The organism is Brevundimonas vesicularis (assembly GCF_044807075.1).
GTDB classification, from domain to species: Bacteria; Pseudomonadota; Alphaproteobacteria; order Caulobacterales; family Caulobacteraceae; genus Brevundimonas; species Brevundimonas vesicularis_G.
Genome location: NZ_CP085234.1, coordinates 925,687 through 950,356, shown reverse-complemented (window position 1 = coordinate 950,356; position 24,670 = coordinate 925,687). Strand labels below are relative to the sequence as shown.

The 24,670-nt window shown below is 67.9% G+C and carries 26 protein-coding genes; 12 read left to right on the top strand and 14 right to left on the bottom strand.

Features of this window, described 5'->3' with window-relative positions:
• Positions 1–20 precede the first annotated feature (20 nt).
• Positions 21–1,175: an OmpA family protein gene (locus LG306_RS04670; protein ID WP_404418622.1), complete on the bottom strand. Its 1,155-nt coding sequence runs from the start codon at positions 1,173–1,175 to the stop codon at positions 21–23.
• 154 nt (positions 1,176–1,329) lie between these two features.
• Here LG306_RS04670 and LG306_RS04665 point away from each other — a divergent pair, with 154 nt between their 5' ends.
• Positions 1,330–2,238 (top strand): SDR family NAD(P)-dependent oxidoreductase, encoded by a 909-nt coding sequence (locus tag LG306_RS04665; RefSeq protein ID WP_404418620.1) that lies wholly within the window; start codon positions 1,330–1,332, stop codon positions 2,236–2,238.
• 184 nt (positions 2,239–2,422) lie between these two features.
• Entirely contained in the window at positions 2,423–3,625 is a 1,203-nt protein-coding gene (locus LG306_RS04660) for an acetyl-CoA C-acyltransferase (protein WP_404418618.1), read from the top strand.
• Positions 3,626–3,662: 37 nt separating this feature from the next.
• On the opposite strand, the gene LG306_RS04655 is transcribed toward LG306_RS04660, so the two are convergent.
• From LG306_RS04655 to LG306_RS04645, 3 genes are read right to left on the bottom strand one after another with little or no spacing between them, the layout of a single operon-like run.
• Entirely contained in the window at positions 3,663–4,226 is a 564-nt protein-coding gene (locus LG306_RS04655; protein ID WP_055807828.1) for a demethoxyubiquinone hydroxylase family protein, read from the bottom strand.
• 4 nt (positions 4,227–4,230) lie between these two features.
• Positions 4,231–4,776, bottom strand: a complete 546-nt coding sequence (locus LG306_RS04650; protein ID WP_404418616.1) for a disulfide bond formation protein B — start codon at positions 4,774–4,776, stop codon at positions 4,231–4,233.
• A gap of 39 nt (positions 4,777–4,815) precedes the next feature.
• The gene (locus LG306_RS04645; protein ID WP_404418614.1) at positions 4,816–5,391 is read right to left on the bottom strand and encodes a YqaA family protein; all 576 of its coding nucleotides are present in this window, start codon (positions 5,389–5,391) and stop codon (positions 4,816–4,818) included.
• Between the two features lie 87 nt (positions 5,392–5,478).
• On the opposite strand from LG306_RS04645, the gene LG306_RS04640 reads away from it, so the two are divergent.
• From LG306_RS04640 to LG306_RS04625, 4 genes are all read left to right on the top strand, one after another.
• Entirely contained in the window at positions 5,479–6,123 is a 645-nt protein-coding gene (locus LG306_RS04640; protein ID WP_404418612.1) for an exopolysaccharide biosynthesis protein, read from the top strand.
• Between the two features lie 124 nt (positions 6,124–6,247).
• Complete coding sequence (locus LG306_RS04635) at positions 6,248–7,357, top strand: DUF5694 domain-containing protein (RefSeq protein WP_404418610.1); 1,110 nt, start codon at positions 6,248–6,250, stop codon at positions 7,355–7,357.
• Between the two features lie 153 nt (positions 7,358–7,510).
• Complete coding sequence (gene hppD, locus LG306_RS04630) at positions 7,511–8,617, top strand: 4-hydroxyphenylpyruvate dioxygenase (RefSeq protein WP_404418608.1); 1,107 nt, start codon at positions 7,511–7,513, stop codon at positions 8,615–8,617.
• Complete coding sequence (locus LG306_RS04625) at positions 8,618–8,803, top strand: hypothetical protein (protein ID WP_039246041.1); 186 nt, start codon at positions 8,618–8,620, stop codon at positions 8,801–8,803.
• A 51-nt stretch (positions 8,804–8,854) separates the two neighbouring features.
• On the opposite strand, the gene LG306_RS04620 is transcribed toward LG306_RS04625, so the two are convergent.
• From LG306_RS04620 to LG306_RS04600, 5 genes are all read right to left on the bottom strand, one after another.
• Complete coding sequence (locus LG306_RS04620) at positions 8,855–9,127, bottom strand: HPr family phosphocarrier protein (RefSeq protein ID WP_404418606.1); 273 nt, start codon at positions 9,125–9,127, stop codon at positions 8,855–8,857.
• Positions 9,124–9,528 carry a PTS sugar transporter subunit IIA gene (locus LG306_RS04615; protein ID WP_017506133.1) on the bottom strand — a complete coding sequence of 135 codons (405 nt, stop codon included), beginning with the start codon at positions 9,526–9,528 and terminating at the stop codon, positions 9,124–9,126. Before LG306_RS04615 ends, LG306_RS04620 begins: the two co-directional genes overlap by 4 nt.
• A gap of 120 nt (positions 9,529–9,648) precedes the next feature.
• The gene (locus LG306_RS04610) at positions 9,649–10,077 is read right to left on the bottom strand and encodes an HPr kinase/phosphorylase (protein WP_404418603.1); all 429 of its coding nucleotides are present in this window, start codon (positions 10,075–10,077) and stop codon (positions 9,649–9,651) included.
• Positions 10,074–11,684 carry an ATP-binding protein gene (locus LG306_RS04605; RefSeq protein ID WP_404418601.1) on the bottom strand — a complete coding sequence of 537 codons (1,611 nt, stop codon included), beginning with the start codon at positions 11,682–11,684 and terminating at the stop codon, positions 10,074–10,076. Before LG306_RS04605 ends, LG306_RS04610 begins: the two co-directional genes overlap by 4 nt.
• Positions 11,653–12,357, bottom strand: coding sequence for a response regulator transcription factor (locus LG306_RS04600; protein WP_112863367.1), 705 nt, complete (start codon positions 12,355–12,357; stop codon positions 11,653–11,655). The genes LG306_RS04605 and LG306_RS04600 overlap by 32 nt, the downstream gene beginning before the upstream one ends.
• A gap of 255 nt (positions 12,358–12,612) precedes the next feature.
• On the opposite strand from LG306_RS04600, the gene LG306_RS04595 reads away from it, so the two are divergent.
• Complete coding sequence (locus tag LG306_RS04595) at positions 12,613–14,331, top strand: hypothetical protein (RefSeq protein ID WP_404418599.1); 1,719 nt, start codon at positions 12,613–12,615, stop codon at positions 14,329–14,331.
• Between the two features lie 6 nt (positions 14,332–14,337).
• Here LG306_RS04595 and LG306_RS04590 read toward each other — a convergent pair whose 3' ends face one another.
• The 3 genes from LG306_RS04590 to ahcY form a co-directional block, all read right to left on the bottom strand.
• Positions 14,338–14,742: a zf-TFIIB domain-containing protein gene (locus LG306_RS04590; protein WP_404418597.1), complete on the bottom strand. Its 405-nt coding sequence runs from the start codon at positions 14,740–14,742 to the stop codon at positions 14,338–14,340.
• Between the two features lie 454 nt (positions 14,743–15,196).
• The gene (locus tag LG306_RS04585) at positions 15,197–16,354 is read right to left on the bottom strand and encodes an NAD(P)/FAD-dependent oxidoreductase (protein WP_404419649.1); all 1,158 of its coding nucleotides are present in this window, start codon (positions 16,352–16,354) and stop codon (positions 15,197–15,199) included.
• A 96-nt stretch (positions 16,355–16,450) separates the two neighbouring features.
• Positions 16,451–17,842: an adenosylhomocysteinase gene (gene ahcY / locus LG306_RS04580; RefSeq protein ID WP_017506126.1), complete on the bottom strand. Its 1,392-nt coding sequence runs from the start codon at positions 17,840–17,842 to the stop codon at positions 16,451–16,453.
• Between the two features lie 193 nt (positions 17,843–18,035).
• Between ahcY and bioB the strand changes: the two genes are divergently transcribed.
• Together bioB and LG306_RS04570 are read left to right on the top strand one after the other, a co-directional pair.
• Positions 18,036–19,079: a biotin synthase BioB gene (bioB, locus tag LG306_RS04575; RefSeq protein ID WP_404418595.1), complete on the top strand. Its 1,044-nt coding sequence runs from the start codon at positions 18,036–18,038 to the stop codon at positions 19,077–19,079.
• A gap of 23 nt (positions 19,080–19,102) precedes the next feature.
• Positions 19,103–19,501, top strand: a complete 399-nt coding sequence (locus LG306_RS04570; protein WP_404418593.1) for a Tat pathway signal protein — start codon at positions 19,103–19,105, stop codon at positions 19,499–19,501.
• A 9-nt stretch (positions 19,502–19,510) separates the two neighbouring features.
• On the opposite strand, the gene LG306_RS04565 is transcribed toward LG306_RS04570, so the two are convergent.
• A complete protein-coding gene (locus LG306_RS04565; protein WP_404418591.1) occupies positions 19,511–21,673 on the bottom strand; it encodes a primosomal protein N' in 2,163 nt (720 codons plus the stop codon).
• A gap of 207 nt (positions 21,674–21,880) precedes the next feature.
• Between LG306_RS04565 and fsa the strand changes: the two genes are divergently transcribed.
• From fsa to LG306_RS04550, 3 genes are read left to right on the top strand one after another with little or no spacing between them, the layout of a single operon-like run.
• Positions 21,881–22,534 (top strand): fructose-6-phosphate aldolase, encoded by a 654-nt coding sequence (gene fsa / locus LG306_RS04560; protein WP_026108568.1) that lies wholly within the window; start codon positions 21,881–21,883, stop codon positions 22,532–22,534.
• Positions 22,535–22,571: 37 nt separating this feature from the next.
• Positions 22,572–23,285, top strand: coding sequence for a DUF484 family protein (locus LG306_RS04555; RefSeq protein WP_404418589.1), 714 nt, complete (start codon positions 22,572–22,574; stop codon positions 23,283–23,285).
• Positions 23,267–24,196 carry a tyrosine recombinase XerC gene (locus tag LG306_RS04550; RefSeq protein ID WP_404418586.1) on the top strand — a complete coding sequence of 310 codons (930 nt, stop codon included), beginning with the start codon at positions 23,267–23,269 and terminating at the stop codon, positions 24,194–24,196. The genes LG306_RS04555 and LG306_RS04550 overlap by 19 nt, the downstream gene beginning before the upstream one ends.
• Here the strand turns inward: LG306_RS04550 and LG306_RS04545 are convergent.
• Positions 24,193–24,537, bottom strand: coding sequence for a hypothetical protein (locus LG306_RS04545; protein ID WP_404418584.1), 345 nt, complete (start codon positions 24,535–24,537; stop codon positions 24,193–24,195). The genes LG306_RS04550 and LG306_RS04545 overlap by 4 nt on opposite strands.
• Positions 24,538–24,670 lie beyond the last annotated feature (133 nt).

Sequence of the window (24,670 nt, the reverse complement as noted above, 5' to 3'; positions counted from 1 at the left end):
CAACCGGCTCCCGCAACATCTTAGAAGTTGATGTCGATGGTCGCGCGGCGGTTGAGCGGTTCGCGCACACCGTCGGCGGTCGGCTTGGCCAGGTTGGTTTCGCCCTTGCCGTCCAGGGCGATCACGCCGCCGTTGACGCCTTGAGCGACCAGGGCGTCCGCGACGGTGCGCGAACGACGGTTGGACAGACCCACGTTATAGGCGGCCGAACCCGAGGTGTCGGTGTAGCCGACGATCAGGACGCGCGTCGGACGACCCGACTTGGCGTAGTTGGCGGCCTGCGTCACCACCGAACGGGCTTCCGCGGTCAGGTCCGAACGATCCCAGTCGAAGTAGACCACGAACTGGCGAGCGACCGGGGTCTGAGCGACCGGCGGCGGGGGCGGAGGAGGCGGAGGAGGCGGCGGGGGCGGCGGGGGCGGAGGAGGCGGCGGCGGCGGCGCGTCTTCCGCGCCGAAGCTGTAGCGCAGACCCAGGGTCACGGTGTGCGACTGGTCGTAGTCGCCGTCCCATTCGCCGAACGACGTGGCGCCAGGACCAGCGCCGACCGTCGTCGAGGCGAAGTTGGCGTCGCCCGTCAGGTAGCGGTAGGTCAGGTCGATGTTGGTGCGGTCGCCGATGGCCCAGGCCAGACCGGCGATCGCCTGAGCGGCGAACTTGGTCGAGCTGTCGTCGGCGGTGAAGGTGGCGCCGCGGTTGGCGCGCAGGTTGCCGATGGTGTCGGTCTTGACGTGGTTCACACCGGCGCCGAGGCCGACGAACGGACGAACGCCCCAGTATTCGAAGCCGAAATCATAGATGACGTTGGCCATCAGGGTGGCGGATTCGATGTCGCCTTCGGGCGAGAAGCAGCCGCCCGTCGCCGGGGTCAGGTTGCACAGGCCCTGCGTGCCCGACACGGCGCGAACGCGGCCGATGTCGCCCGAGCGATAGCCGCCTTCCAGTTCAACGCGCCAGTTCGGGTTGAAGCGATAGCCGAGGCGAGCGAAAGCCGCCCAGCCGTCGTTCACTTCCCAGTTCCAGTTGGCGCCGGTCGTGGACGATTCAGCGTTGATATCGTCGATCATGTGGTAGCCGGCGTCGACGGCGCCGTACCAACCATTGGGTTCCGCCGATGCGGCGCCGGCTGCGAACAGTCCGGCGGCGGCAACGGAGGCGAGAAGTTTGAGCTTCATAGCTTCCTCACTGTGTGAATGCGCGAAGCTGCGCAATAGCACAGCATTCACGGGACCGAACGGCGTGGCTGGCGTGCGGTTCCGCGCTTGAGCTACGATTGTGTCGACTGTGGCGCCGTTTCAACACATTGGGCGTCTGCGAGAGGAAACGATTATGACGATGCGGTTTGACGGACAGGTGGCGATCGTGACAGGCGCCGGTGGCGGGCTGGGGCGCGAACACGCGCTCGCTCTCGCGGCGCGGGGGGCCAGGGTGGTGGTCAACGACCTGGGCGGGGCGCGCGACGGTTCGGGCGGTTCGGCGACGGCGGCGGAATCGGTCGTGGCGGAAATCGAGGCGGCCGGCGGCGAGGCCGTGGCCAACGCGGCCTCGGTGACGGACTTTGCCGCGGTCCAGGCCATGGTCGATCAGGCCATGGCGAAATGGGGCCGGATCGACATCCTGGTGAACAACGCCGGCGTCCTGCGCGACAAGACTTTCGCTAATATGGATATCGAGGACTTCCGCTTCGTCGTCGACGTCCACCTGATGGGGGCGGTCAACTGCACCAAGGCGGTGTGGGAGATCATGCGCGGGCAGAACTACGGCCGGATCGTGATGACCACTTCGTCGTCGGGTCTGTACGGCAACTTCGGCCAGTCGAACTATGGCGCGGCCAAGATGGCGCTGGTCGGTCTGATGCAGACCCTATCGATCGAGGGGGCCAAGAACAACATCCGCGTCAACTGTCTGGCGCCCACCGCCCACACCCGCATGACCGAGGATCTGGGCGCCGCCCTGCCGCTGGAGGCACTGGCCCCGGCCCTGGTCACGCCCGGCCTGCTTTATCTGGTCAGCCAGGAGGCGCCGAGCCGCGCCATTCTGGGCGCCGGCGCCGGCGGATTCGAGCGCGCCTATGTCACCCTGACGCAAGGCGACTTCGTCACCGGCGACGATGCGCCAGAACAGGTCGCCGCCCGCTTCGACGCCATTTCGGACCGCGCGGGCGAGATTGTGCCGGAGATGGGTGCCGCCCAGGGCATGATCGAACTGACCAAGGCGCAGAAGGCGCACGGCGGTTGAGCAATAAGGCGCCTTGCGTTGACGCAACGTGAGGCGCCTAACTTGGCGTCAGAGGAAACCGGCCTCAAGCAGCGCGAACGAGCGTAGGCCAAACAGGAACGGCCTCAAGCAGCGCCAAGCGCGATAGGCCAAACAAGAATGGGCTCAAGTAGCCCAAAGGGCGATAGCCCCAGGAGGAAAGCTCATGCGCGAAGCCGTCATCGTCTCCACCGCCCGCACCCCCATCGGACGCGCCTATCGCGGCGCCTTCAACGACACCCAGGCGCAAAGCCTCGGTGCCCATGCGGTGAAGCACGCGGTCCAGCGCGCCGGCGTCGATCCGGCCGAGATCGAGGACGTGATCATGGGCGCGGCCCTGCAGCAGGGTTCGACCGGCACCAACGTCGCGCGCCAGATCGCGCTCGCCGCCGGCCTGCCCTCCTCCGTGCCCGGCATGAGCCTGGACCGTCAGTGCGCCTCGGGCCTGATGGGCATCGCCACGGCGGCGAAACAGGTCGTCTTCGATCAGCAGAAGATGGCGGTCGGCGGCGGGCTGGAAAGCATCTCCCTGGTCCAGAACCAGAATATGAACCTGTACCGGATGAAGGACGAGGCGCTGCTGAAGCTGTCGCCCCATATCTATATGTCGATGCTGGAGACGGCCGAGGTGGTGTCGCGCCGCTACGGCGTCAGCCGCGACCGCCAGGACGACTATGCGCTGAAGTCCCAGCAGCGCACCGCCGCGGCCCAGGACGCCGGTCGGTTAGACGCCGAGATCGTGCCCATGACCACCACCATGCTGGTCATGGACAAGGCCACCGGCCAGACCTCATCGAAAGAGGTCACCCTGTCCAAGGACGAGGGCAACCGTCCCGACACGACGCTGGAAGGGCTGAAGGCTTTGAAGCCCGTCTTCGGCGGCGGCGAGGAGATCCAGACGGGTGAGTTCATCACCGCCGGAAACGCCTCGCAACTGTCGGACGGCGCCTCGGCCTGCGTCGTCATGGAGGCCGGCGAGGCGGTGAAGCGCAATCTGCAACCGCTCGGCGCCTATCGCGGCATGGCGGTCGCCGGCTGCGAGCCGGACGAAATGGGCATCGGGCCGGTTTATGCCGTGCCCAAACTGCTGAAGCGCCACGGCTTGACGATAGACGACATCGGCATCTGGGAGCTGAACGAGGCCTTCGCCGCCCAGGTCCTGTATTGCCAGGACACGCTGGGCATTCCCGACGACCGTCTGAACGTCTCGGGCGGCGCCATCTCCATCGGCCACCCCTACGGCATGTCCGGCGCACGCATGACCGGCCACGTCCTGATCGAGGGCAAGCGTCGCGGGGCCAAATACGGCGTCGTCACCATGTGCATCGGCGGCGGCATGGGGGCGGCCGGGCTGTTCGAAATCTACTGACGTTACAGTCCCCTCCCTGCTCCGCAGCGAGGGGCGCTTAAACCCGCTCGCTGATCTTGATCGCCGCCTTGCAGCCCACCTTGATCACGCCGGACAGCAGGCGATAGGCCGGCGCTTCGCGGCTGCCGTGTTCGATGGCGTGGTCGTGGTGGGCCAGTTCTTCGTCGCGGAACTGTTTCAGCTCGGCCGCCAGAGCCGGGTCGCGATCGCCGATCTCGGCGATCTGGTCGGCATAGTGTTTCTCGATCACGCTTTCGACCGCCTCGGTGCAGGCGTGCGCGGCCTTTTCACCCATCAGGGCCGTGCCGGCGCCCAGGGCCGAGGCGGCGATGCGCCACAGGGGCGTCATGACCGTGGGCCGCACCCGCCGCTCGTTCAGCAGCCGCTCGAAGCGCGCCAGATGCACCGCCTCCTGGTCCTGCATCTCCGACAGGTCGTGGGCGATGCCGTCACGCCCCTTGCGCCCTTCAAACACCGCCTTCTGGGCGCGATAGATCAGGACGGCCGCATATTCCCCGGCGTGATCGACACGCAGGATTTCGTCCATCCGCGCCTTGTCGGCGCCCTGACCGGGACGGGGAAGCGGAATGGAATGGCTCATCGCATCAGGCCTTTTCGATCCGGGGCGCTCGGGCGTCCTTTGGACGTTTCGCCGCCAACAGGCTGAACCCCGCAAGCGCCGAGGCGATGATCGCGTTCCATCCTGCCATTGACAGACCGAGCCAGCTCCAGGCCACATCGCCGCAGCCGATCACCTTGGTCACCGGCCCCGTGCCCATGGCGAGCGCCGTCAGGCTGTCCATATCGACCGAGCCGCCGACGGACGAACAGGTCGCAGGCAAGGCCCACCATTTGTATTCGCCGCCCATGTGGAAGATGGCCGTGATGGCGCCTGTGGCGAAGACGGCCGCCAGCAGGAAGGCGGCGATGCGCGGCGTGCCCCGGCGTCCGCCGCTGAACAGGGTCCAGCCCGTAGCCAGCACCGCCACGACGACCGCCCCCCAATAGACCTCGCGCTGTTTCAGACACAGGTTGCAGGGCGCAAGGCCGCCGAACCGTTCGAACGCATGGGCCGCGCCCAGCATGGCCAGCGACGCGGCCAGGGCGAAGGCGGTCCACCAACGGGTCAGAAGGCGATAGACATCGATCATCTTGAAACGGTCTTACCCCGCCCCGAACGCGCCGTCGACTTACAGAAGCTTCAGGACGACGATCAACGCGACCAGCCCGACCAGGCCGATCACGCTCCACATCGCCAGCCGCTTTTCGACCTGCGCCAGCATGGCCGGCCCCCAGCGTTTCAGGATCCACGCTTCCAGGAAGAAGCGCCCGCCCCGCGTCACGACCGACGCGGCCATGAAGACCGGAAAGCTGAACGCCGCCAGGCCCGAAGCGATGGTCACCAGCTTGTAGGGGATGGGTGTCAGCCCCTTGATCAGAATGACCCACAGGCCCCACTGATCGAACCACGCGCGAAACTGCTCCAGCCCGTCCGAATGGCCCAGCACCCGCATGATCGCCAAGCCTAGGTCGGTCAGGAAATAGCCGATCGCATAACCGAGAATCCCGCCCAGAACCGACGCCACGGTGCAGACGGCGGCGTAGAAATACGCCTTCTGCGGCCGCGCCAGGATCATGGGCGCCAGCATCACGTCGGGCGGGATCGGAAAGAACGAACTCTCGGCGAAGGAGACGACCGCCAGGGCCTTGGTCGCATGGCGGCTGCGCGCCAGGTCGAAGACGCGGTCATAGAGTTTGCGCAGCATGGAGATCCTTAAGGCGGCACGGCGCGTTAGCACCCCTGCGGCGTTGCGTCATCCTCGGCCGTCACGTCCACCTGCTAGAGCGCCTGAATGACGACCCCCGCCTCTCCCCCGTCCACGGTCCAGCAGGACGACGTCAGCCACAACGTGACCCGGCTGCTGCGGCGGCTGGCCGACGACGGCGGCGACGCAGGCCTGACCCTGCACGAAATCCGCGACCGGCTGGACGAGCGCGCCTATGGGCTTTTGATCCTGCTGCTCTCCATCCCTTGTCTCGTGCCGGGCCTTTACGGCGTGCCGCAGGTGGTCGGGTTGATCGTCATCCTGCTGGCAGGCCAGATGCTGGTCGGGCGCGAGGAGCCATGGCTGCCGCGCTGGTTTCTGAACCTGCGGTGCAAGGGGTCGTGGCTGAAGGCCATGGCCGACTTCGCCGAAACCAAACTGGGCTGGATCGACCGGCTGTCGCGCCCGCGCTTGCGCCGCTTCGCCGATGGGCCGGGCGAAAAGCTGGCCGCCGTCTTCATGATCCTGGCGACCGTGACCATCGTCATGCCGCTGACCAACACCATCCCGTCCATCGCCCTGGCCTTGCTGTCGGTCGGCCTGATCCAGCGCGACGGCCTGTTCGTCCTCGCGGGCTGCGCCGTAACCACCGTGTGGCTGACCATCTTGGGCGCGCTCGGGACCGGCCTTCTGATGGGCGCCGAATGGGCCACGCGCTGGCTGCCGGGCTGATGCGGCTTCAACGCAAGCGCTGCCTTAGATGTCCAAGAATTAACGGGCGCCCGGGCGGCGATCCGTCGAAGGTGGCGTGACCGACCGACGGTCGATCATTCCCAATCTTCTTTCACGGCGTGTCATGGCTCTGCCTCTTCGTTTCTCTCACATCCTGTTCGTCGCCGTCGGCGCACTGCTGGCCACCGCCCTGCCGGCAGCCGCCCAGGACTATCGCCAAGCCTTCCATCCTGATCAGCTGAAGGGGCCGCCCGCCGGCGCGCTGAACGAGGTCTTGGTGCTGGGCACGCCGCACCTGTCGAACCTGGACGACGGCTTCAAGGCCGAGAGCCTGGCCCCGCTGCTGGATCGGTTGGCGGCCTGGATGCCGACCGCCATCGCGACGGAGGACCTTTCGGGCCTGCAATGCGACAGCCTGCGTCGCTATCCGTCGCGCTATGCCGAGACGGTCGAGACCTACTGCTGGGATCCCGCCCCCGCCGCCCTGGCCACCGGTCTGGACGTACCGGCCGCCAATGCCGAGGCCGAGCGGCTGCTGGCCGAGTGGCCCGATCAGCCCACGGCGGCCCAGCGGCGTCATCTGGCGGCGGTCTTCCTGGCGGCCGGCGAGCGGGGATCCGCCTTGGTCCAGTGGCTACGACTGGCGCCCGAGGACCGCACCGTCGGCGACGGCCTGAACGACGCCCTGGTCGCCGTTCTGAACCGCATCAAAGAGAGGGCCAATGAGACCTACCTAATCTCCGCGCCCCTGGGCGCACGCCTGGGACTGGAGCGGCTGTGGAGCGTCGACGACCACACCGCCGACACCCCCGACCCGACCGACCCCGTCGAGAAGAAAGCCTACGCCGACGCCATCATGGGCGCGTGGAACAATCCCGCCAGCCAGACCCGTCGAACGCAGGACGCGGAACTGGGCGCCGCCCTCGATCAGCCCGACGGCGTGCTGCGCATGTACCGCGCCTATAACGCGCCGACGACGCCGGCCCTGACCTATCAGTCCGACTTCGGCGCGACCTTGGTCGAGCCGTCGCCGCAGGCCTTCGGCCGCCACTACCTCGGCTATTGGGAGACGCGCAATCTGCGCATGGTCGCCAATATGCGCGATGTTCTGGGCCGCTATCCGGGCACGCGGATGCTGACCATCGTCGGCGCCTCGCACAAGGGCTACTACGAAGCCTATCTGGATCAGATGCACGACGTCCGGCTGGTCGATCCTGAACCCGTCCTGCGCTGATCGCATAAAGACGGCCGACGGGACTTGCGGGGCGTCCGTCATCACGACCCCGTGGCTTCGTCTTGGCTCCGTCGTCTTCTGTGACTAGGTTCCGCGCCAATCGGCGGCTCCTTTCGGTTAAGCCCGCCTCAAAAGCTACGCGGGAGACGCGCCATGAACGACATGACCCAAGGCCAGCCGACGGCGGAACAGATCGACCTTGACAACCCCCTCGGCGTCGACGGTTTCGAGTTCGTCGAATTCACCGGCCCCGAGCCCGAGGCGATGATTTCGCGCCTGGAGCTGATGGGCTTCACCCAGACGCACGTGAACCCCAGGACCGACGTGGTGCGCCTGAAACAGGGCGACATCAGCTTCCTGGTGCAGCGCTCGCCCAAGGGTCAGGCCGCCGACTTCGCCAAGGATCACGGCCCGTCCGCCAACGGCATGGCTTTTCGCACCACCGACGCCAAGGCCGCCTATGAGGGCGCGCTGGCTCGCGGCGCCGTCGCCGCGACGGATGCCGCCGGCGGCGCGCTGGGCGACGACTACCCCTACATCTTGCAAGGCATCGGCGGCTCGCTGCTCTACGTCATCGACCAGTACGGCGACGCCGGCTCGCTCTATGACGCCTGGGACGAGATCGAGGGCTGGGAAGAGGCCGAGCGCAAGAATTCGGTGGGCCTGGAGATCCTGGACCACCTGACCCACAACGTCCGTCGCGGCCAGATGCGCACCTGGTCGGGCTTCTACAACTCGATCTTCAACTTCGAAGAGCAGAAGTATTTCGACATCAAGGGCAAGGCGACGGGCCTGTTCTCCCAGGCCATGATCGCGCCCGACCGCGCCATCCGCATCCCGCTGAACGAAAGCCAGGACGAGAACTCCCAGATCGAGGAGTTCATCCGTCGCTACAACGGCGAGGGCATCCAGCACATCGCCCTGACGACCGAGAACATCTTCGAGACGGTCGAAGCGATGAAGGAACGCGGCGTCGCCTTCCAGGACACGATCGAGACCTATTTCGAACTGATCGACAAGCGCCTGCCCAACCATGGCGAGGACGTGGAGCGGATGCGCAAGAACCGCATCCTGATCGACGGTTCGGACGAGGAAGGCCTGCTGCTGCAGATCTTCACCCAGGACACCTTCGGCCCGATCTTCTTCGAGATCATCCAGCGCAAGGGCAACGAAGGCTTCGGCAACGGCAACTTCCAGGCCCTGTTCGATTCCATCGAGCTGGACCAGATCCGTCGCGGCGTCATCAAGGTCGACGCCTGAATGAAGATGCGGCCGCCGACCTGGCTGCCCTGGCTCGGCCCGGTCCTGGCGGCCGGCGCCGGGGCCCTGGCCGGCGAAGTCTGGCTGGGGGGCGGCTTCTGGATGGTCCTGATCGCCGCCCTCCTCTGCGGCTTCGCCCCCATCGTCGGCTATCAGGTGTGGAAGCGCCTGCACCATCGGGGGTGACGCCTGCGCCGATGCCGGCGCCGTTCGTCTGAGACCAGCGCGGACGACCGCCTACTGATCCTCGTCGAACTTGCGCGCGACTAGGTCCGTCAGGGCTTCCATCGCCTCTGCGGCGTCCGGGCCCTCGGCGGAGACGTCGATGCTGCAGCCGATGCCGGCGCCCAGCATCAGCAGGCCCATGATCGAGCGGGCGTCCACCGTCACGCCGTCGCGGGTGACGTGGATCTCGCTTTCGAAGCTGGAGGCCAGTTTGACGAACTTGGCCGAGGCGCGGGCGTGCAGGCCGCGCGTATTGCAGATGTTCAGGGTCGCGGTGACGGTCATTTTTCGCCTGCGAGCACCCAGGACGCGACGGAGATGTATTTGCGCCCGGCGTCCTGCGCATGGGCCACGCAGGATTCCAGCGTCTCGCGCCCGCGCACGCTGGCCAGTTTGATCAGCATGGGCAGGTTCAGCCCGGCGATGACCTCGGCGCGCGTCTGTTCCATCACCGAGATGGCCAGGTTCGACGGCGTGCCGCCGAACATGTCGGTCAGCAGGATGACCCCTTCGCCGTCGTCCACGGCCGCGGCCGCGTCCACGATGTCGCGACGCCGACGCTCCATGTCGTCGTCGGGCCCGATGCAGATGGCCGCGACGCCGCGCTGCGGGCCGACCACATGCTCCATGGCGGAGAGAAACTCGGACGCCAACCCGCCGTGGGTGACGATCACCAGACCGATCATGAGGACTTCACTCGCATCCCGCCCCGAACCGTCCCAGGCATTCCCCCGCCCGGCAAGGGAGGCCGGACGCCGCCCTCTATGGACCGCAAGGGGCGTGTCATAGACCCGTCTTTCGGGGTTTCAAAGCGTCTCCAACGCCGCTGCGACCACATCGACGGCCGAGGCGGGTCTGGGGTCCAGCGCCAAGAGGGGCAGGTCCACCCCCGCGAAAGCCCGTGTCTGCGGCTCCGGAAGCCGTTCGACGCCTTCCCCCACACAGGCGACGGCCAGCGCCACGCGACAGACCGGGCGTGTTCTGGCGGCCACGATTCCAAGGCCGCGCACCTCGATCCGACCGGCGATGGAGGCCGGCGCCGACGCGTGAACGGCCCCGTCCGAGGCCCAGACCTGGGTGTAGTCGTCGCTGACCAGCCGCCAACCCCGCGCGATCAGCCGCAGCGCCAGATCGCTCTTGCCCGCGCCCGACGGTCCCAGGATCATCACCCCCTGCCACGCCCCGCGCCGGCGCACGGCGACGGTGGTGGCGTGGATCGGCTGGCCCGGGCTCACGACCAGCGGCCGACCGACGGGAAGACGATCTCGAACCGCGCGCCGCCTTCGGTCTTGTTTTCGGCGTGGACGCGACCGCCATGCGCCTCGACGATCTGACGCACGATGGACAGGCCCAGGCCCGAGTTGGAGCCGAACACCGCCCCCTTGGGCCGCGAGGTGTAGAACCGCTCGAACACCGTCTCCAGATTCTCGGCCGGAATGCCCGGCCCCTGGTCCTCGACCCGTACGCGGATCGGCAGATCGTCCCCGATGTCCTCCAGCGTCACCCGCACCACGCCGCCTGGGGGGCTGAACGAGCGGGCGTTGTCGATCAGGTTGCGGAACACCTGCCCCAGCGGCCCGTCGCGCCCCATGACCCGCAGGGCCTGTTCGGGCGCTGTGAGCACGACCGGAATGTCGCCGGGCTTGGCCGTCGTTTCATAGACGCCGACGATATCGACCAGCAGACGGTTCAGATCGACCGGCCGGGGCCGATCGCGCGACAGCTCCGCATCCAGCCGCGAGGCGTTGGAGATGTCGGTGATCAGCCGGTCCAGCCGACGCACGTCCTGCTGCAACAGCGCCGTCAGCTTCTCGCGGTGCGCATCGGTCTTGACCAGCGGCAGGGTTTCCAGCGCCGAACGGATCGAGGTCAGGGGGTTCTTGATCTCGTGCGACACATCGGCCGCGAACCGTTCGATGGCGTCCATCCGCGTCGACAGGGTGTCGGTCATGGATTCCAGAGACCGCGCCAGATCGCCGATCTCGTCCTTGCGATCCTCCAGATCCGGCAGGGAGATGGCCCGCGCGCGTTGCAGCTTCACCTGATCCGCCGCCGCCGACAGCCGCATGATTGGCCGCGCCACGAACAGATGCAGCAGCAGCGATCCCAAGAGATTGACCCCCAGCGCCACCAGGGCGAACGGGAACAGCGCCTGCCGCTGAGCGCCCAGGATTTCGTCCACGTCCCCGGACTCGACGGTCAGCACGCCCAGCACCTGACGCACATGGCGCACGGGAATGGAGACGGAGACGACCCGGTCGCCGGATTCGTTGCGACGCAGGGTCGATTGGGGCGAGCCGTCCAGCGCCGCCGCCACCTCGGCCGCCAGTTCGCTGTCGGCGCGCGCGACGCGGCGCTCGGACAGCAGATTGGCCTTGGCGGCGTCCTCGGTCGCCGTCCCCGCCAGCTGCGCGTCGGGCAGGGGCCGCCCACCGATGGCCTCGGTCACCTGATAGCTGTCGACCAGCAACAGGCCGTTCACATCATATAGTCGCACCCGCTGGCCCGCCGGGATGAACCGGTCGGTCAGCCAGATCGACGCGCGGATGGGGTCCAGTTCGGGCGTCGGTTCGCCCCGCGTCACGCCTTCTTCGCGCAACACATTGGCCAGCAGTTCGGCCTGGACCGTCAGCGATTCCTGACGCGCCTCGATCAGGCCCGGACGCCATTCATTGATCGCCAGTGCCCCGCCGAACAGGATCAGCAGGCTGAGCAGATTGAGCACCAGGATGAACCCGCCCAGCCGCGACCCGCCGAAGCGGAACAACGGCCGGCGCTGGGGCTCCTCGTCGGGCTCGCGCCCGCCCGGTTCAGCTCTCGCGGTAGCGGTAGCCGACGCCATACAGGGTCTCGATCGCGTCGAACTCATTGTCCACGGCGCGGAACTTCTTGCGCATCCGCTTCACGTGGCTGTCGATGGTGCGGTCGTCGACATAGACCTGGTCGTCGTAGGCGGCGTCCATCAGGTTGTCGCGGCTCTTCACGAAGCCGGGACGCTGCGCCAGGGCCTGCAGCAGCAGGAACTCGGTCACCGTCAGCTTGACGGGCTTGCCGTCCCAGGTCGACTCGTGGCGCGCCGGGTCCATCGACAGCTTGCCGCGCTTGATCGCCCGGCCCGAGACCTCGGCGGCGGCTTCCGGCTCGGCGCCGTCGGCGCCCGTGCGGCGCAACAGCGCCTTGACCCGCTCGATCAGCAGACGCTGGCTGAAGGGTTTGTGGATATAGTCGTCCGCGCCCAGGTTGAAGCCCAGGATCTCGTCGATCTCCTCGTCCTTGGACGTCAGCATGATAACCGGGATTTGCGAGGTCTGGCGCAGGCGACGCAGCACCTCCATCCCGTCCATGCGCGGCATCTTCACGTCCAGGATCGCCAGATCGGGCGGCGAGGATTCCAGCGCGGCCAGACCCGAGGCCCCGTCGTGATAGGCGGTGATCTTGTGGCCATGGCTTTCCAGCGCCAGCGAAACGGACGCCACGATGTTCTCGTCGTCATCGACCAGAGTGATGTTGGCCAAGGGTGTCTTCTCCTGAACTTTACGTTCCCGCGAGCGAGAACGCACAGCAAGCGTAACCGTTCGATCTCGGTCACATTAGGGCTAAGGCGTTTCGGGTCGAATGAAAATCGCCTGCAACCCGAAAGCGGTTCGGTGACAGCCAGATGGTCATTGCGCCGCCTCATTTCAACGCGCGCACCGCGTCGCTCCGGCGCACGCAGAAACATTCCACCTTCGAAAACCTCGCCTTAAAGGCTTGGGATGCAGGATCGGCCCATGGCGGGTCCGATCCACTACGAAGTCTATGTCCGCAAGAGCGCCCCGTCGTCGTGGACGCTGCTGATCGCGACCGAAGACCGCAAACACGCCATCGAGACCGCCGAGGAGCAGCTTCGCGACCGTCTCGCCATCGCCTCGCGCGTGACCAAGGAGACGCTGGACCCCGAGACGATGGAGTTCAGCTCCCTGACCATCCTGACGCTGGGCGCGCCGGAGGAGCGAAAGAAGAAGGTCGCCGACAAGGCGGTCCCGCCGGCCTGCAGCAGTCCGGCCGAACTCTACTCGCCCCATGCCCGCGCCCTGATCGGCCGGGTGCTGGAGGACTGGCTGAAACGCGAGGGCGTGACCGCCTTCGAACTCCTGCATCGCCCCGATGTGGCCGAACGGCTGGAGGCGGCCGGGGTCGAGCTTCAGCACGCCATCCAGAAGGTCGCGGTCCCCGAAAGTCAGGCCACGGGCCAGGAGGTGCACGGCGTCGTGCGCCACTATCAAAAGCTGACCGAACAGGCGATGGCCCGGCTGCGCAAGGCCGGGCGCGAGGGCGTCTTTCCTTCGCTGGAGGACCGCTCCATCGCCGATCTGGCCCATCGGCTGGCGGGCGCACCCGACCGCGCCTTCGTCATGGGCGGCGTCGTCGCCGGCGCGCTGAAGGATCGGCGCGGCGCCCGCACGCGGTTGGGCGTCTTGATGGACCTGATGGACGCCGCGCCCGCCGACGGTCCGCCGCGCGCCCTGGTCGTGGTGGTGGTCGAGCAGATCGTCGCCGAAATGCTGGCCGTGCGCACCAACCTGACCGAAGTGCTGGGACCGTCCTTGGACCAAGGCGCCAATCTGGCGGCCATCGTCCGCATGGTCGCGCCGGCCGAGATGGATACGCTTTTACGCATGGACCCGCGTCTGGCGCTGATGATGCCGCAGGTGGAGGGTCCGGCTGCCCGCCTGGGGCTGCATCTGGCGTCCGGCGACTTCCCGCTGCTCGGCGCCTCCCTGGCGCGGCTCGTCACGCTGGAGCTGACCAGCCCGCGTCGGCTGCGTCCCGCCGATCCCGCAGGCGAGATCGACATCCTGCGTCTGCTGGCCATGGCCCTGACCGCCTCGGCCGGGCGCCTGCTGACGCTGGAAGAGGTCCAGACCGCCTTCATCGAACGCTCCAAGAGCCTGGTCACGGCCGATTTCGTCGGCGCCTACGTCAATCCCTGTGAGACGGTGCTGGCCGAGGCCGAGCATCTGACGCGGCTGTGCGAAAACGTGACCGGCGGCGCCAACAAGCGCGCCGCCGCGCGCTGGCTCAGCGCCTGTATCGGCTCGCTGCGTTTCGAAACCGAGATCCGCCAGTCCGTCCCCGGCGGCCCCAGCGCCTCGCACAAGCTGGCGACGCTGGCGCGCCTGCAGCGCTCGGTCCAATCCGCCAAACTGGGCGAGCACGATGAACATCAGATCATCGAGGCCATCGGCGCCGTCGGCGGCAATCTGGAAGCCGACGCCAAACTGGTCGCCCAGATCATCCGCGCCCAGGTGACGGCGCCCCAGAAGCTGACGGCCCTTCTCAAACTGGCGACTGGCGAGGCCGGACCCTTGGGGCCTGTCGCAGACCGCGCCCGCGCCGAAGTCATCAAATTGCTGCGCTCGCCCGACGTCCGCACCGCCCTGACGGCGGCGCCGGAAGGCGTCACGGCGATCAAGGGACTGATGCAGCAGGCCGGGCTGGCGGCCTAACCGACCTCAGTCGAAGATGTCGAAGATGCTGTCGCGCTTCTTTTTCTTGTAGCGGTAGTCGTCGTCGCGATGCCGGTCGTCGCGATATTTGTCGCTCCGGTAGCCTCGATCGTCGCCGCGATACGGCTGTGACGCCCCGCCGCCCCACGGGTGGGACTGAGGTTGGGACTGGGGCTGTGCATAGGGCTGCGGAGGCGGCGCATAGGCCTGCGGGGCGGGCGCATAGGCCTGCGGGGCGGGCGCGACCGGCGTAGCGGCGCGGCCCTCCTCGACGGCGGCGGCCATCAGCTTTTCCAGCTCGCCGCGATCCAGCCAGACGCCCCGGCAGTCGGGACACATGTCGAACTGGACGCCGTTGCGCTCCAGCGTCTGCATGGCGGCGTTGTCGTTGGGGCACATCAGAAGGGGCATGTCGGGCTCCGATCGAAAAAGAATGGGCGGTCGATGCGACAGGCCAGGAGGGGAAAGCTTCGCCGCATCGACACGCCCTTGCGGTCCGACATCGCGTCGCACGATCCGGCGCAAGGAAGGGGGACGCCAGACCGCGAGAACGCCAGAGGGGCCCGTTCCGCCTCTTCAAGCTAGGCGCCGTCGCCGCCCGCCGCCATGCGTCGCGGGGCCGCAGGGGGGGCGTCGGCCGTCCCTGCCATCCTATCAGCGACGACGATCGCGAGATTTTACCACGGCTTACGACCGACCAGCGACCCTTCGCCTGTCATGACCCTGGGCCGGGTTAGAATGGCGCCCCGGTCTTTGACATCTTCGCGCGCCGCCAGAACGCCGAAATAGACAGATTAGACGAATTAGACGGTGTTTTTGTCAGCGGACCCGCCGGCCAAAGTGCACAGATTGCACTCAAAAAATTCTAGCAGACCTGCCCGGCGGCCCACCCCGACGACCAGGCCCACTGGAAATTATAGCCGCCCAGCCAGCCGGTCACGTCCACCGCCTCGCCGATGAAATACAGCCCCGGAACCGTTTTGGCCTGCATCGTCTGCTGATCCAGCGCGGCCGTATCAACCCCGCCCAGCGTCACCTCGGCGGTCCTGTAACCCTCGGACCCCACCGGCTTGACAGCCCAGGCGTTGACTGCCTGATCCAGCCGCCGCAGCACCTTGTCCGACAGGTCCGCCAGATTGCCCGACGCCCCTTCGCGCTGGCACAGGCTCTCGGCCAGACGACGCGGCACGATATGGCCCAGCGCCGTATGCACGGCCTGTTTGCCGTTCGACGCCTTGGCCGCCTTCAACTCCTCGAACACGTCGCGGCCCGGCGCCATCGACGCCACCACTGCCTCGCCCTCGCGCCAGTAGGAGCTGATCTGAAGAATGGCCGGACCCGACAGGCCGCGATGCGTGAACAGCATCGCCTCGTTGAAGCTGGCCTTGCGCGCCTTGGCCCCTTCGGGCGCCGAGGCGACCGAGACGTCCACCGCCACCCCCGCCAGCGGCGCCAGCGTCTCCAGCAGTCCCGCCTCGAACGTCAGGGGAACCAGCGCCGGTCGGGTCTCGGTGACGCGAATGTCGAACTGGCGCGCGACCTCATAGGCCCAGCCGGTCGCCCCCATCTTGGGGATCGACTTGCCGCCGGTCGCCACGATGAGCGACGCCGCCGTGACCTGCGATCCGTCCGACAGGATCGCCGTAAGGCCCTCGCCGGATCGTTCGATCCGCGTCACGCCGGTCTTCAGGCTCAGGGTCACGCCCGCCGCCGCCATGTCGTCGGTCAGCATACGGACGATCTGCTTGGCGCTATCGTCGCAGAACAGCTGACCCAGCGTCTTCTCGTGCCAGGCGATGCCGGCCCTATCGATGCGCTTGACGAAGTCGTGCTGGGTGTAGCGGCGCAGGGCCGAGGTCGCGAACCGGGGGTTCTCGCCCAGGAAGTTCGCCGGCCCGCAGCCCAGATTGGTGAAGTTGCAGCGTCCGCCGCCCGAGATGCGGATCTTCTCGCCGGGCCGGTCGGCATGGTCCACGACCCTGACCCGCCGCCCGCGTCGCCCGGCCTCGATGGCGGCCATCATCCCGGCCGCGCCGGCCCCGACCACCAGGACGTCGACGAGGGCGTCCGAAGACGCCCTCGTCACTGGGAACCTCGCGGTTCCAGCCTCGGGGAGAGCTTAGTAACGGTAGTGATCCGCCTTGAACGGGCCTTCGACCGGCACGTTGATGTAGTCGGCCTGGTCCTTGGTCAGGACGGTCAGCTTGGCGCCCAGCTTGGCCAGGTGCAGCATGGCGACCTTCTCGTCCAGGTGCTTGGGCAGGGTGTAGACCTTGTTCTCGTACTTGTCGGCGTTGGTCCACAGTTCGATCTGGGCCAGCGTCTGGTTGGTGAAGGACGCCGACATCACGAAGGACGGGTGGCCCGTGGCGTTGCCCAGGTTCACCAGGCGGCCTTCCGACAGCAGGATGATCTTCTTGCCGTCCGGGAACTCGACGTGGTGGACCTGCGGCTTGATCTCGTCCCACTTGAAGTTCTTCAGGCCGGCGACCTGAATCTCGCTATCGAAGTGGCCGATGTTGCAGACGATGGCGTTGTTCTTCATCTGACGCATGTGGTCGACGGTGATGACGTCCTTGTTGCCGGTCGTCGTCACATAGATGTCGGCGCGGCCGGCGGTGTCGTCCAGCGTCTGGACCTCATAGCCTTCCATCGCGGCCTGCAGGGCGCAGATCGGGTCGATCTCGGTCACGATCACGCGGGCGCCGCCCTGGCGCAGCGAGGCGGCCGAGCCCTTGCCCACGTCGCCGTAGCCGCAGACCACCGCGACCTTGCCCGACAGCATAACGTCGGTGCCGCGACGGATCGCGTCGACCAGCGATTCCCGGCAGCCGTACAGGTTGTCGAACTTGGACTTGGTGACGCTGTCGTTGACGTTGATGGCGGGGAAGGGCAGCTCGCCCTTTTCGGCCATCTGATACAGGCGATGAACGCCCGTGGTCGTCTCTTCCGACACGCCGCCGATGGCGTCGCGGATGGCCGAATAGAAGCCCGGCTTCTCAGCCAGATAGCGCTTCATGACCTTGAAGAGAGCCTCTTCCTCTTCGTTCTGCGGGTTGGCCAGGACCGAGATGTCCTTCTCGGCCTTCGGACCCAGCACGCACAGCAGGGTCGCATCGCCGCCGTCGTCCAGGATCAGGTTCGGATAGCCGCCGTCGGCCCATTCGAAGATCTTGTGGGCGTAGTCCCAGTACTCTTCCAGCGTCTCGCCCTTGGTGGCGAAGACCGGCGTGCCGTTGGCGGCGATGGCGGCGGCGGCGTGGTCCTGGGTCGAGAAGATGTTGCACGAGGCCCAGCGCACTTCGGCGCCCAGGGCTTCCAGCGTCTGGATCAGGACCGCCGTCTGGATGGTCATGTGCAGGCTGCCGGCGATGCGGGCGCCCTTCAGCGGCTGGCTGGCGCCGAACTCGTCACGCAGGGACATCAGGCCCGGCATTTCGGTTTCCGCGATCTCGATTTCCTTATTGCCCCAATCGGCCAAGGTGATGTCGCGAACGATGTAGTCGGTCATGTCGGGGCTCCGAGCCTCAGGAAGGTTTGGGGCCTCATAGCCCGCCCGGCCTTTATGAGCAAGAAAGCCATAAAGATATCCTTATGTGATGCGGCACCACCGAGACCGATTTTGTGAAGGCGCGGATTTGCAAAATTGCGCTTTTGCATATGACCCTCCTTGCGTCAGGGGAAACGGATGCTAGTCGTGGCGCATGGCCGACGACCTTTCCCGCACCCTTCCAACACGCCTCCGCGACGATCTCGACGTGGCGCGACCCCGCCACGACTGGACGCTGGAGGAGGTCGAGGCCCTGTTCGCCCGGCCTTTCATGGAGCTGGTGTTCGACGCCGCCTCGGTCCACCGCCGCTGGTTCGACCCCAGCCAGGTCCAGAAGTCGCAACTGCTGTCGATCAAGACCGGCGGCTGCGCCGAGAACTGCGGGTACTGTTCGCAATCGGCCAGCTTCAAGACCGGGCTGAGGGCTGAAAAGCTGATGGAGCCGTCGGCCGTCATCTCCGAGGCCATGGCCGCCAAGGCGGGCGGCGCCAGCCGGTTCTGCATGGGCGCGGCCTGGCGGGAGCTGAAGGATCGCGACACGCCCAAGCTGGCGGCGATGATCTCGGGCGTGAAGGCGCTGGGCTTGGAGACCTGCGCCACCCTGGGCATGCTGACCGCCGATCAGGCGCGCCAACTGAAGGACGCCGGTCTCGACTACTACAACCACAACCTCGACACCGGCCCCGACTACTATGCCGAGGTCGTCACCACCCGCAGCTATCAGGACCGGCTGGACACGCTTGAGCATGTCCGCGACGCGGGCATGAGCACCTGCTGCGGCGGCATCGTCGGCATGGGCGAGGCGCGGCGTGATCGCGCCGGCCTGCTGCACGCCCTGGCGACCCTGCCCGTCCATCCCGACAGCCTGCCGGTCAACGCCCTGGTCCCCGTCACCGGCACCCCGCTGGGGGAGCGCGTCCTGAAGACTGGCGAGATCGATCCCATCGAGTTCGTTCGCACCGTCGCGGTCGCCCGACTGGTATGCCCCAGAGCGATGGTGCGCTTGTCGGCGGGACGCGAGACCATGAGCGTCGAGATGCAGGCCCTGTGCTTCCTCGCCGGGGCCAACTCCATCTTCGTCGGCGGCAAGCTGCTGACCACCCCCAACCCTGAACAGGACAAAGACGCCCGCCTGTTCGCCCTGCTGGATCTGAAGCCCATGCCCGCAGGCGCCCTGGATCAGGCAACGGAGAATTAAGGGATTTCGGCTAGGGCTGCGGCATGGAACGCCGCGCTCTTCTCGGTCTCGCCGTCGTCGCGACGGCCGCCGCCTCGACCTCCGCCCGCGCTTCGAGCGGCGGCGCGGCGCCGTCGGCCGACACCTATATCCGGCTGCCGGTCATCACCGCCTCGATCATCCAGGCCAGCGGCCGGCGGGGCGTGCTGACCATCGAAACCGGGGTCGACGTGCCCGATGCGACCCTTCGCACCCGCGCCCAGCAGTCCGCGCCGCGCCTGCGCGCCGCCTACAACACCGCCGCCCAGCGCTTCGCCAACGGGCTGCGTCCCGGCGTCGTGCCCGACATCGACCAGCTGTCGGCCGCGCTTCAGGCGGCGACCAACGCCACCCTGGGCCGCGCCGGCGCCCGTCTGCTGCTCGGCACCGTCATGGCGGTCTGACTTCCGCCTCTAGAGGAAGGAATAGGGATCCACATCCACCGTCAGGCGGACGGAGCCCGGCACCTTCACCCGCTGAAGCCAGGCTCTCAAAAAGGCCTGGAGGTTCACGTCCCGGTCGGCCCGCACCAGCAGCCGCTTGCGCCGCCTCCCCCGCACCAGGGCCAGCGGCGCATCGGCGGGGCCATAGACCTCCAGCCGTTCGGCGTTGGGAATGGCCTGGGCCAGATCGTTCGCCGTCTTCTCGACGGCGGCCGCATTCTCGCTGGACAGGATGATCGCCGCCAGACGGCCATAGGGCGGCAGGGACGCCGCCTCGCGCTCGGCCATTTCCGCCTCGACGAAGGCGTCGCGATCGCCGGCCGCCAGCGCCATCAGCACCGGATGCTCGGGCGTCCAGGTCTGAAGCAGCGCCCGCCCCGGCCGATCCGCCCGTCCCGCCCGCCCCGTCGCCTGGGCCAGCAGCTGATAGGTCCGCTCGGCCGCGCGCAGGTCGCCGCCCCGCAGGCCCAGATCCGCATCCACCACGCCCACCAGCGTCAAGCGCGGAAAGTTGTGGCCCTTGGCCGCGGCCTGCGTCGCCACCAGAATGTCGATCTCGCCGTCCGTCATCTTCTGGATCAGGGCGCGGGCCGATCGCGCGTCCGGCGCGGTGTCGGAGCTGAACACCGCCGTGCGCGCCTCGGGGAACAGCTGGCGCACCTCTTCCTCGACCCGCTCGACACCCGGCCCGACCGAGACCAGCGAATCCTCGGCCCTGCACGAGGGACACAGCTTGGGCCGCGCCATCGAAAAGCCGGTCAGGTGACAGACCAGCCGCCCGGTATAGCGATGCTCGACCAGCCAGCTGTCGGTGTCCGGCGCCGTCAGCCGATGGCCGCAGGCGCGACACAGGACCACGGGCGCATAGCCGCGCCGGTTCAGGAACAGCAGGGTCTGCTCGCCGCGCGCCAGGGTTTCGCCGATGGCCAGGCGCAGCGGCTGCGACAGCCAGGTCTGCGGATCGGGCGTGTTCTGCCGCAAATCCAGCAGGGCGATGTCCGGCAGCACCGCCGTCCCGTGCCGCGCGCCCAGCTTCAGCCAGTCGTATCGCCCGCTCTGGGCGTTCCACAGCGTCTCCAGCGACGGCGTCGCTGAGGCCAGGACCACCGCCGCCCCCTCGATCCGCGCCCGCGCCACGGCCAGGTCGCGGCCGTGATAGACCAGGCCTTCCTCTTGTTTGAACGAGCCGTCATGCTCCTCGTCCACGACGATCAGGCGCAGATTGACGAAGGGCAGAAACAGGGCCGAGCGCGCCCCGACCACGATGTTGCAGCGCCCGGCGACGACCGCCTCCCACACCTGACGACGGCGCGGCGGGGCGACGCCGGAATGCCATTCGGCCGGGGCGGCGCCGAACCGCGCCGTGATCCGCTCGATCAGGGCCTGGGTCAGAGCGATCTCGGGCAGCAGGATGAGGATTTGCGCGGCCGGATCGGCCCGCAGCACCCGCGCGATCGCCTCCAGATAGGCCTCGGTCTTGCCCGATCCCGTCACCCCGTCCAGCAGGAAGGGGCGAAAGCCGCCACCCGCCACGCCATCCGCCATCGCCGTCGCCGACGCCGCCTGGTCGCCGTTCAGCGCGGCGGGGGCGTGGTCGGGGTCGGGCCGGTCGAACGCCGCCTCGGCCGCGATCTCGATGATCTCCAGCACGCCCTCATCGATCAGGCCCTTGACCACGCCCGACGACACGCCCGCCGCCCGCGCCAGATCGGCCGGCGGCATGGCGCGATCGCCCAGGGCCTCCAGCACGCCCGTCCGCGCCGGGGTGGCGCGCGACGGCGACCGCTCGCCCACCCGACGCACCCGGCGTTCCGGCCGGGGCCGGGGCGCGCGCAAGCCCTTCAACGCCGTCGCCGCCATCTCGCCCGGGGCCGCCAGGGTCCAGCGCCCTGCCCATTCCACGAAGTCCATGACGCCCGCCGGCAGGGGCGGATCGTCCAGCAAGCTGTCGATCGCCTTCAGTCGCCGGTTCGATCCCGTCGTCTCGAACACCTCGGACACCACGCCCCGGATCAGACGCGGCCCCAGCGGCACGGCGACCTGATCGCCCCGCGTCAGCGTCATGCCTTCGGGCGCCTCGTAGTCGAAGGCCTCCGGCACCGGCAGGGGAATGAGGACCGAGGCGACTTTCACAGCTCCTCCCCCGCACAGCGGGGGAGGAGGACCGCGCGCAGCGTGGTGGAGGGGGCGAACGCCGCATTGACGGCGGCCAGCACGCGTCCAGTCGAAGCGGCGAAAAGCCGATCACGGTTCCGCCCCCTCCACCGCTGCGCGGTCCCCCTCCCCCGCGTCGCGGGGGAGGATCGACGCGGCCCTTCTGCGACGCTAGAACCCCAACCCATGAAACTCTTTCTCGATACCGCCGACGTCGCCGTCATCAAGGACATGGTCCCCACCGGAATGGTGGATGGCGTCACCACCAATCCGTCGCTGATCGCCAAGTCGGGTCGGAACATCGCCGAGGTCATCGCCGAAATCTGCGCCCTGGTCGAGGGGCCGATTTCCGCCGAGGCCGTCTCGCTCGATTTCGAGACCATGGTCAAGGAAGGCGACAAGCTGGCCGCCATCGCCCCGAACGTGGTGGTGAAACTGCCCCTGACCTGGGACGGCCTGCGCGCCTGCCGCGTCTTCACCGACAAGGGCATCAAGACCAACGTCACCCTGTGTTTCTCGGCCGCCCAGGCCCTGTTGGCCGCCAAGGCCGGCGCCACCTTCGTCTCGCCGTTCGTCGGACGTCTGGAAGACAACGGCGCCGACGGCATCGGCCTGCTGGAAGAAATCCGCGTCCTGTATGACGTGCACGGTTTCGAGACCCAGATCCTGGCCGCGTCCCTGCGCAATGTGGGCCATGTCGCCGCCGCCGCCGTCGCCGGATCGGACGCCGCCACCTTCGGCGCCGACACCTTCAAGGCCTTGGTGAACCACCCGTTAACCGACAAGGGTCTTGATGCCTTCGTGGCGGACTGGGCCAAGACGGGTCAGTCTATTCTGTAGCATCGCGGTTCCCGGAGAGGTCTGTTTGAGCGGATCAATGGACCTTTTCGAAACGTCGGAATCGGACGCAACGCCCCATATCGGCGACGGCTTGCATTGGCCGGACGTGCGCGGCTGGCTGCAGACCCATCCCCAGACCCTGCTGGACGACCGCTCCCTGCTGGAAGAGATCGGTCTGCGGCCGCATGGCCGCAACGTGGTCGAGTTCGGCGCCGCCGCCCTGACGCGGCTGGAGGCCGTGGTCGAGCGCGAGACCGGCGCCCGGCGTGAGATCGAACTGATCGCCCGCGCCAACTTCGCCGCCCAGACCCAGACCCACGTCGCGACCCTGGACCTGATGGAGGCCAAGAACCATTCCGACCTGGCCCGTCGGCTGGATGCGGCGGCGCAGGGGCGGTTTGGGTTGGCCGGCGCCGCCATCGCCCTGGAAAAGCCCGGCGGCGTGCCCTTCGGCTGGCGCGCCCTGGAAGAGGGCGACGTCGACAATCTGCTGGGCGAGCATGGCCTGACCTGGCTGGGCCCAATGATACAAGGACTGAATTTCTTTGGCGCGGCCGAGGATCAGGTGCGGTCCATCGCCCTGGTCCGCATGGCCCCGCACCTGACGCCGGGTGGCCCGCCCCGCCCCTGCATCTGCGCCTTCGGCTCGCCCGAGCCCGAAGGCTTCACCCCCAACATGGGCTGCGAACTGGCCGCCTTCCTGGCGCGGGTGACAGAGCGGATGGCCGAGCGATGGCCGGTTCTCAACTGACCGCCTCCGACGCCCTGCGCGCCTGGCTGGACCATTTGGCGCACGAGCGTCGGCTGTCGCCGCGCACGCTGGAGGCCTATGGCCACATCGGGCGGCTCTATGTCGCCTTCCTTGAACGCCATCGCGGCGAGGCGCTGTCGCTGAAAGACATGGGCACGATCACCGCCGCCGAGGTCCGCGCCCACATGGCCGAGCGACGATCCGGAGATCAGCCGCTGGCGGCTCGGTCGCTGAGCCAGAGCCTGTCGGCCGTTCGCGGTTTTCACGCCTTCCTCGACCGGCGGCTGGACACCCCCGCTCCGCAGCTGGCCCTGGTGCGCGGCCCCAAGGTCAAGCCGTCCCTGCCCCGCCCGGTGACCGAGGATCAGGCCCGCGGCCTGCTGGCCGAACCGGACGCCGATCCCGACGCCGAACCGTGGGAGGCCGCGCGCGACCGCGCCGTGCTGACCCTGCTGTACGGCTGCGGCCTGCGGATCTCCGAGGCCATGTCCCTGACCCGCGCCGATGCGCCGCTGGGTGAGACGCTGCGCATCGTCGGCAAGGGCTCCAAGACCCGGATCGCGCCGATCCTGCCCGCCGTACGTGCGGCGGTGGACGCCTATCTGGCGCTTCTCCCCTTCCCGCTCCAGCCCGCCGACGCCCTGTTTCGCGCCCGCCGCGGCGGCCCCTTGAGCCCCCGTCACGTGCAGGCCTCGGTCCAGAGGTTGCGCGGGCGACTGGGCCTGCCCGAGCGCACCACACCTCACGCCCTGCGCCACAGTTTCGCGACCCACCTGCTGGGCGCCGGGGCCGACCTGCGGTCCATCCAGGAACTGCTGGGCCACGCCAGCCTGTCGACGACCCAGAAATACACCGGCGTCGACGCCGATAGACTTTTGAACGCCTATGCGGCCGCCCATCCCCGCGCCTAGCGACGCGGCGCGGGCGGAGCGGGCCGCACGCCGACATCCGGCTGAGCCGGCATCAGGTTTCGACCCAGCGCCCGTTGATCCGGCACGGCGTAGCTGATCGGCAGGGGGCAGTTGTTCTGATCGCGCCGGTCCAGCAGCAGATAGCGCCGAACCTGGCCATCATCGAGCGAGCGATCCAGCGTCATGGCGCCGGCGCCGCCTTGCCGAGCCTGCATCAGCGGATCGCCGCAACGCCGCGTGTCCTCCCTTGGTGCGGAAACAACGACAAGATCACGGCTGGTAATCGCGCTGGAAGACGCCGCCGCGGGGTCCGACAGGGCCAGCATAAGCAAGGTCAGCATCGCATCCTCCTGTTTCGGCTGGGACGATACGTCGACAACCCCCGATTGGCCAGACGGCGCCGAACGCCGGGCGGGAAGGCGCAGCCGCGCTGAGACACGACGGACAAGAATATGTCTCAGGCTCTTCGCCAAA

Excerpts from the sequence above, each read along its gene's own strand:
- hppD (WP_404418608.1), top strand. The coding sequence starts at position 7,511 with ATGAACGACATGACCCAAGGCCAGCCGACGGCGGAACAGATCGACCTT.
- bioB (WP_404418595.1), top strand. The coding sequence starts at position 18,036 with ATGGCCGACGACCTTTCCCGCACCCTTCCAACACGCCTCCGCGACGAT.
- LG306_RS04545 (WP_404418584.1), bottom strand. The coding sequence starts at position 24,537 with ATGCTGACCTTGCTTATGCTGGCCCTGTCGGACCCCGCGGCGGCGTCT.
- LG306_RS04635 (WP_404418610.1), top strand. The coding sequence starts at position 6,248 with ATGGCTCTGCCTCTTCGTTTCTCTCACATCCTGTTCGTCGCCGTCGGC.
- fsa (WP_026108568.1), top strand. The coding sequence starts at position 21,881 with ATGAAACTCTTTCTCGATACCGCCGACGTCGCCGTCATCAAGGACATG.
- LG306_RS04620 (WP_404418606.1), bottom strand. The coding sequence starts at position 9,127 with ATGACCGTCACCGCGACCCTGAACATCTGCAATACGCGCGGCCTGCAC.
- LG306_RS04555 (WP_404418589.1), top strand. The coding sequence starts at position 22,572 with ATGGACCTTTTCGAAACGTCGGAATCGGACGCAACGCCCCATATCGGC.
- LG306_RS04605 (WP_404418601.1), bottom strand. The coding sequence starts at position 11,684 with ATGGCGTCGGCTACCGCTACCGCGAGAGCTGAACCGGGCGGGCGCGAG.
- LG306_RS04585 (WP_404419649.1), bottom strand. The coding sequence starts at position 16,354 with ATGATGGCCGCCATCGAGGCCGGGCGACGCGGGCGGCGGGTCAGGGTC.
- LG306_RS04650 (WP_404418616.1), bottom strand. The coding sequence starts at position 4,776 with ATGATCGATGTCTATCGCCTTCTGACCCGTTGGTGGACCGCCTTCGCC.
- LG306_RS04670 (WP_404418622.1), bottom strand. The coding sequence starts at position 1,175 with ATGAAGCTCAAACTTCTCGCCTCCGTTGCCGCCGCCGGACTGTTCGCA.
- LG306_RS04570 (WP_404418593.1), top strand. The coding sequence starts at position 19,103 with ATGGAACGCCGCGCTCTTCTCGGTCTCGCCGTCGTCGCGACGGCCGCC.
- LG306_RS04655 (WP_055807828.1), bottom strand. The coding sequence starts at position 4,226 with ATGAGCCATTCCATTCCGCTTCCCCGTCCCGGTCAGGGCGCCGACAAG.
- LG306_RS04595 (WP_404418599.1), top strand. The coding sequence starts at position 12,613 with ATGGCGGGTCCGATCCACTACGAAGTCTATGTCCGCAAGAGCGCCCCG.
- LG306_RS04625 (WP_039246041.1), top strand. The coding sequence starts at position 8,618 with ATGAAGATGCGGCCGCCGACCTGGCTGCCCTGGCTCGGCCCGGTCCTG.
- LG306_RS04590 (WP_404418597.1), bottom strand. The coding sequence starts at position 14,742 with ATGCCCCTTCTGATGTGCCCCAACGACAACGCCGCCATGCAGACGCTG.
- LG306_RS04645 (WP_404418614.1), bottom strand. The coding sequence starts at position 5,391 with ATGCTGCGCAAACTCTATGACCGCGTCTTCGACCTGGCGCGCAGCCGC.
- LG306_RS04550 (WP_404418586.1), top strand. The coding sequence starts at position 23,267 with ATGGCCGGTTCTCAACTGACCGCCTCCGACGCCCTGCGCGCCTGGCTG.
- LG306_RS04640 (WP_404418612.1), top strand. The coding sequence starts at position 5,479 with ATGACGACCCCCGCCTCTCCCCCGTCCACGGTCCAGCAGGACGACGTC.
- LG306_RS04660 (WP_404418618.1), top strand. The coding sequence starts at position 2,423 with ATGCGCGAAGCCGTCATCGTCTCCACCGCCCGCACCCCCATCGGACGC.
- LG306_RS04665 (WP_404418620.1), top strand. The coding sequence starts at position 1,330 with ATGACGATGCGGTTTGACGGACAGGTGGCGATCGTGACAGGCGCCGGT.
- ahcY (WP_017506126.1), bottom strand. The coding sequence starts at position 17,842 with ATGACCGACTACATCGTTCGCGACATCACCTTGGCCGATTGGGGCAAT.
- LG306_RS04615 (WP_017506133.1), bottom strand. The coding sequence starts at position 9,528 with ATGATCGGTCTGGTGATCGTCACCCACGGCGGGTTGGCGTCCGAGTTT.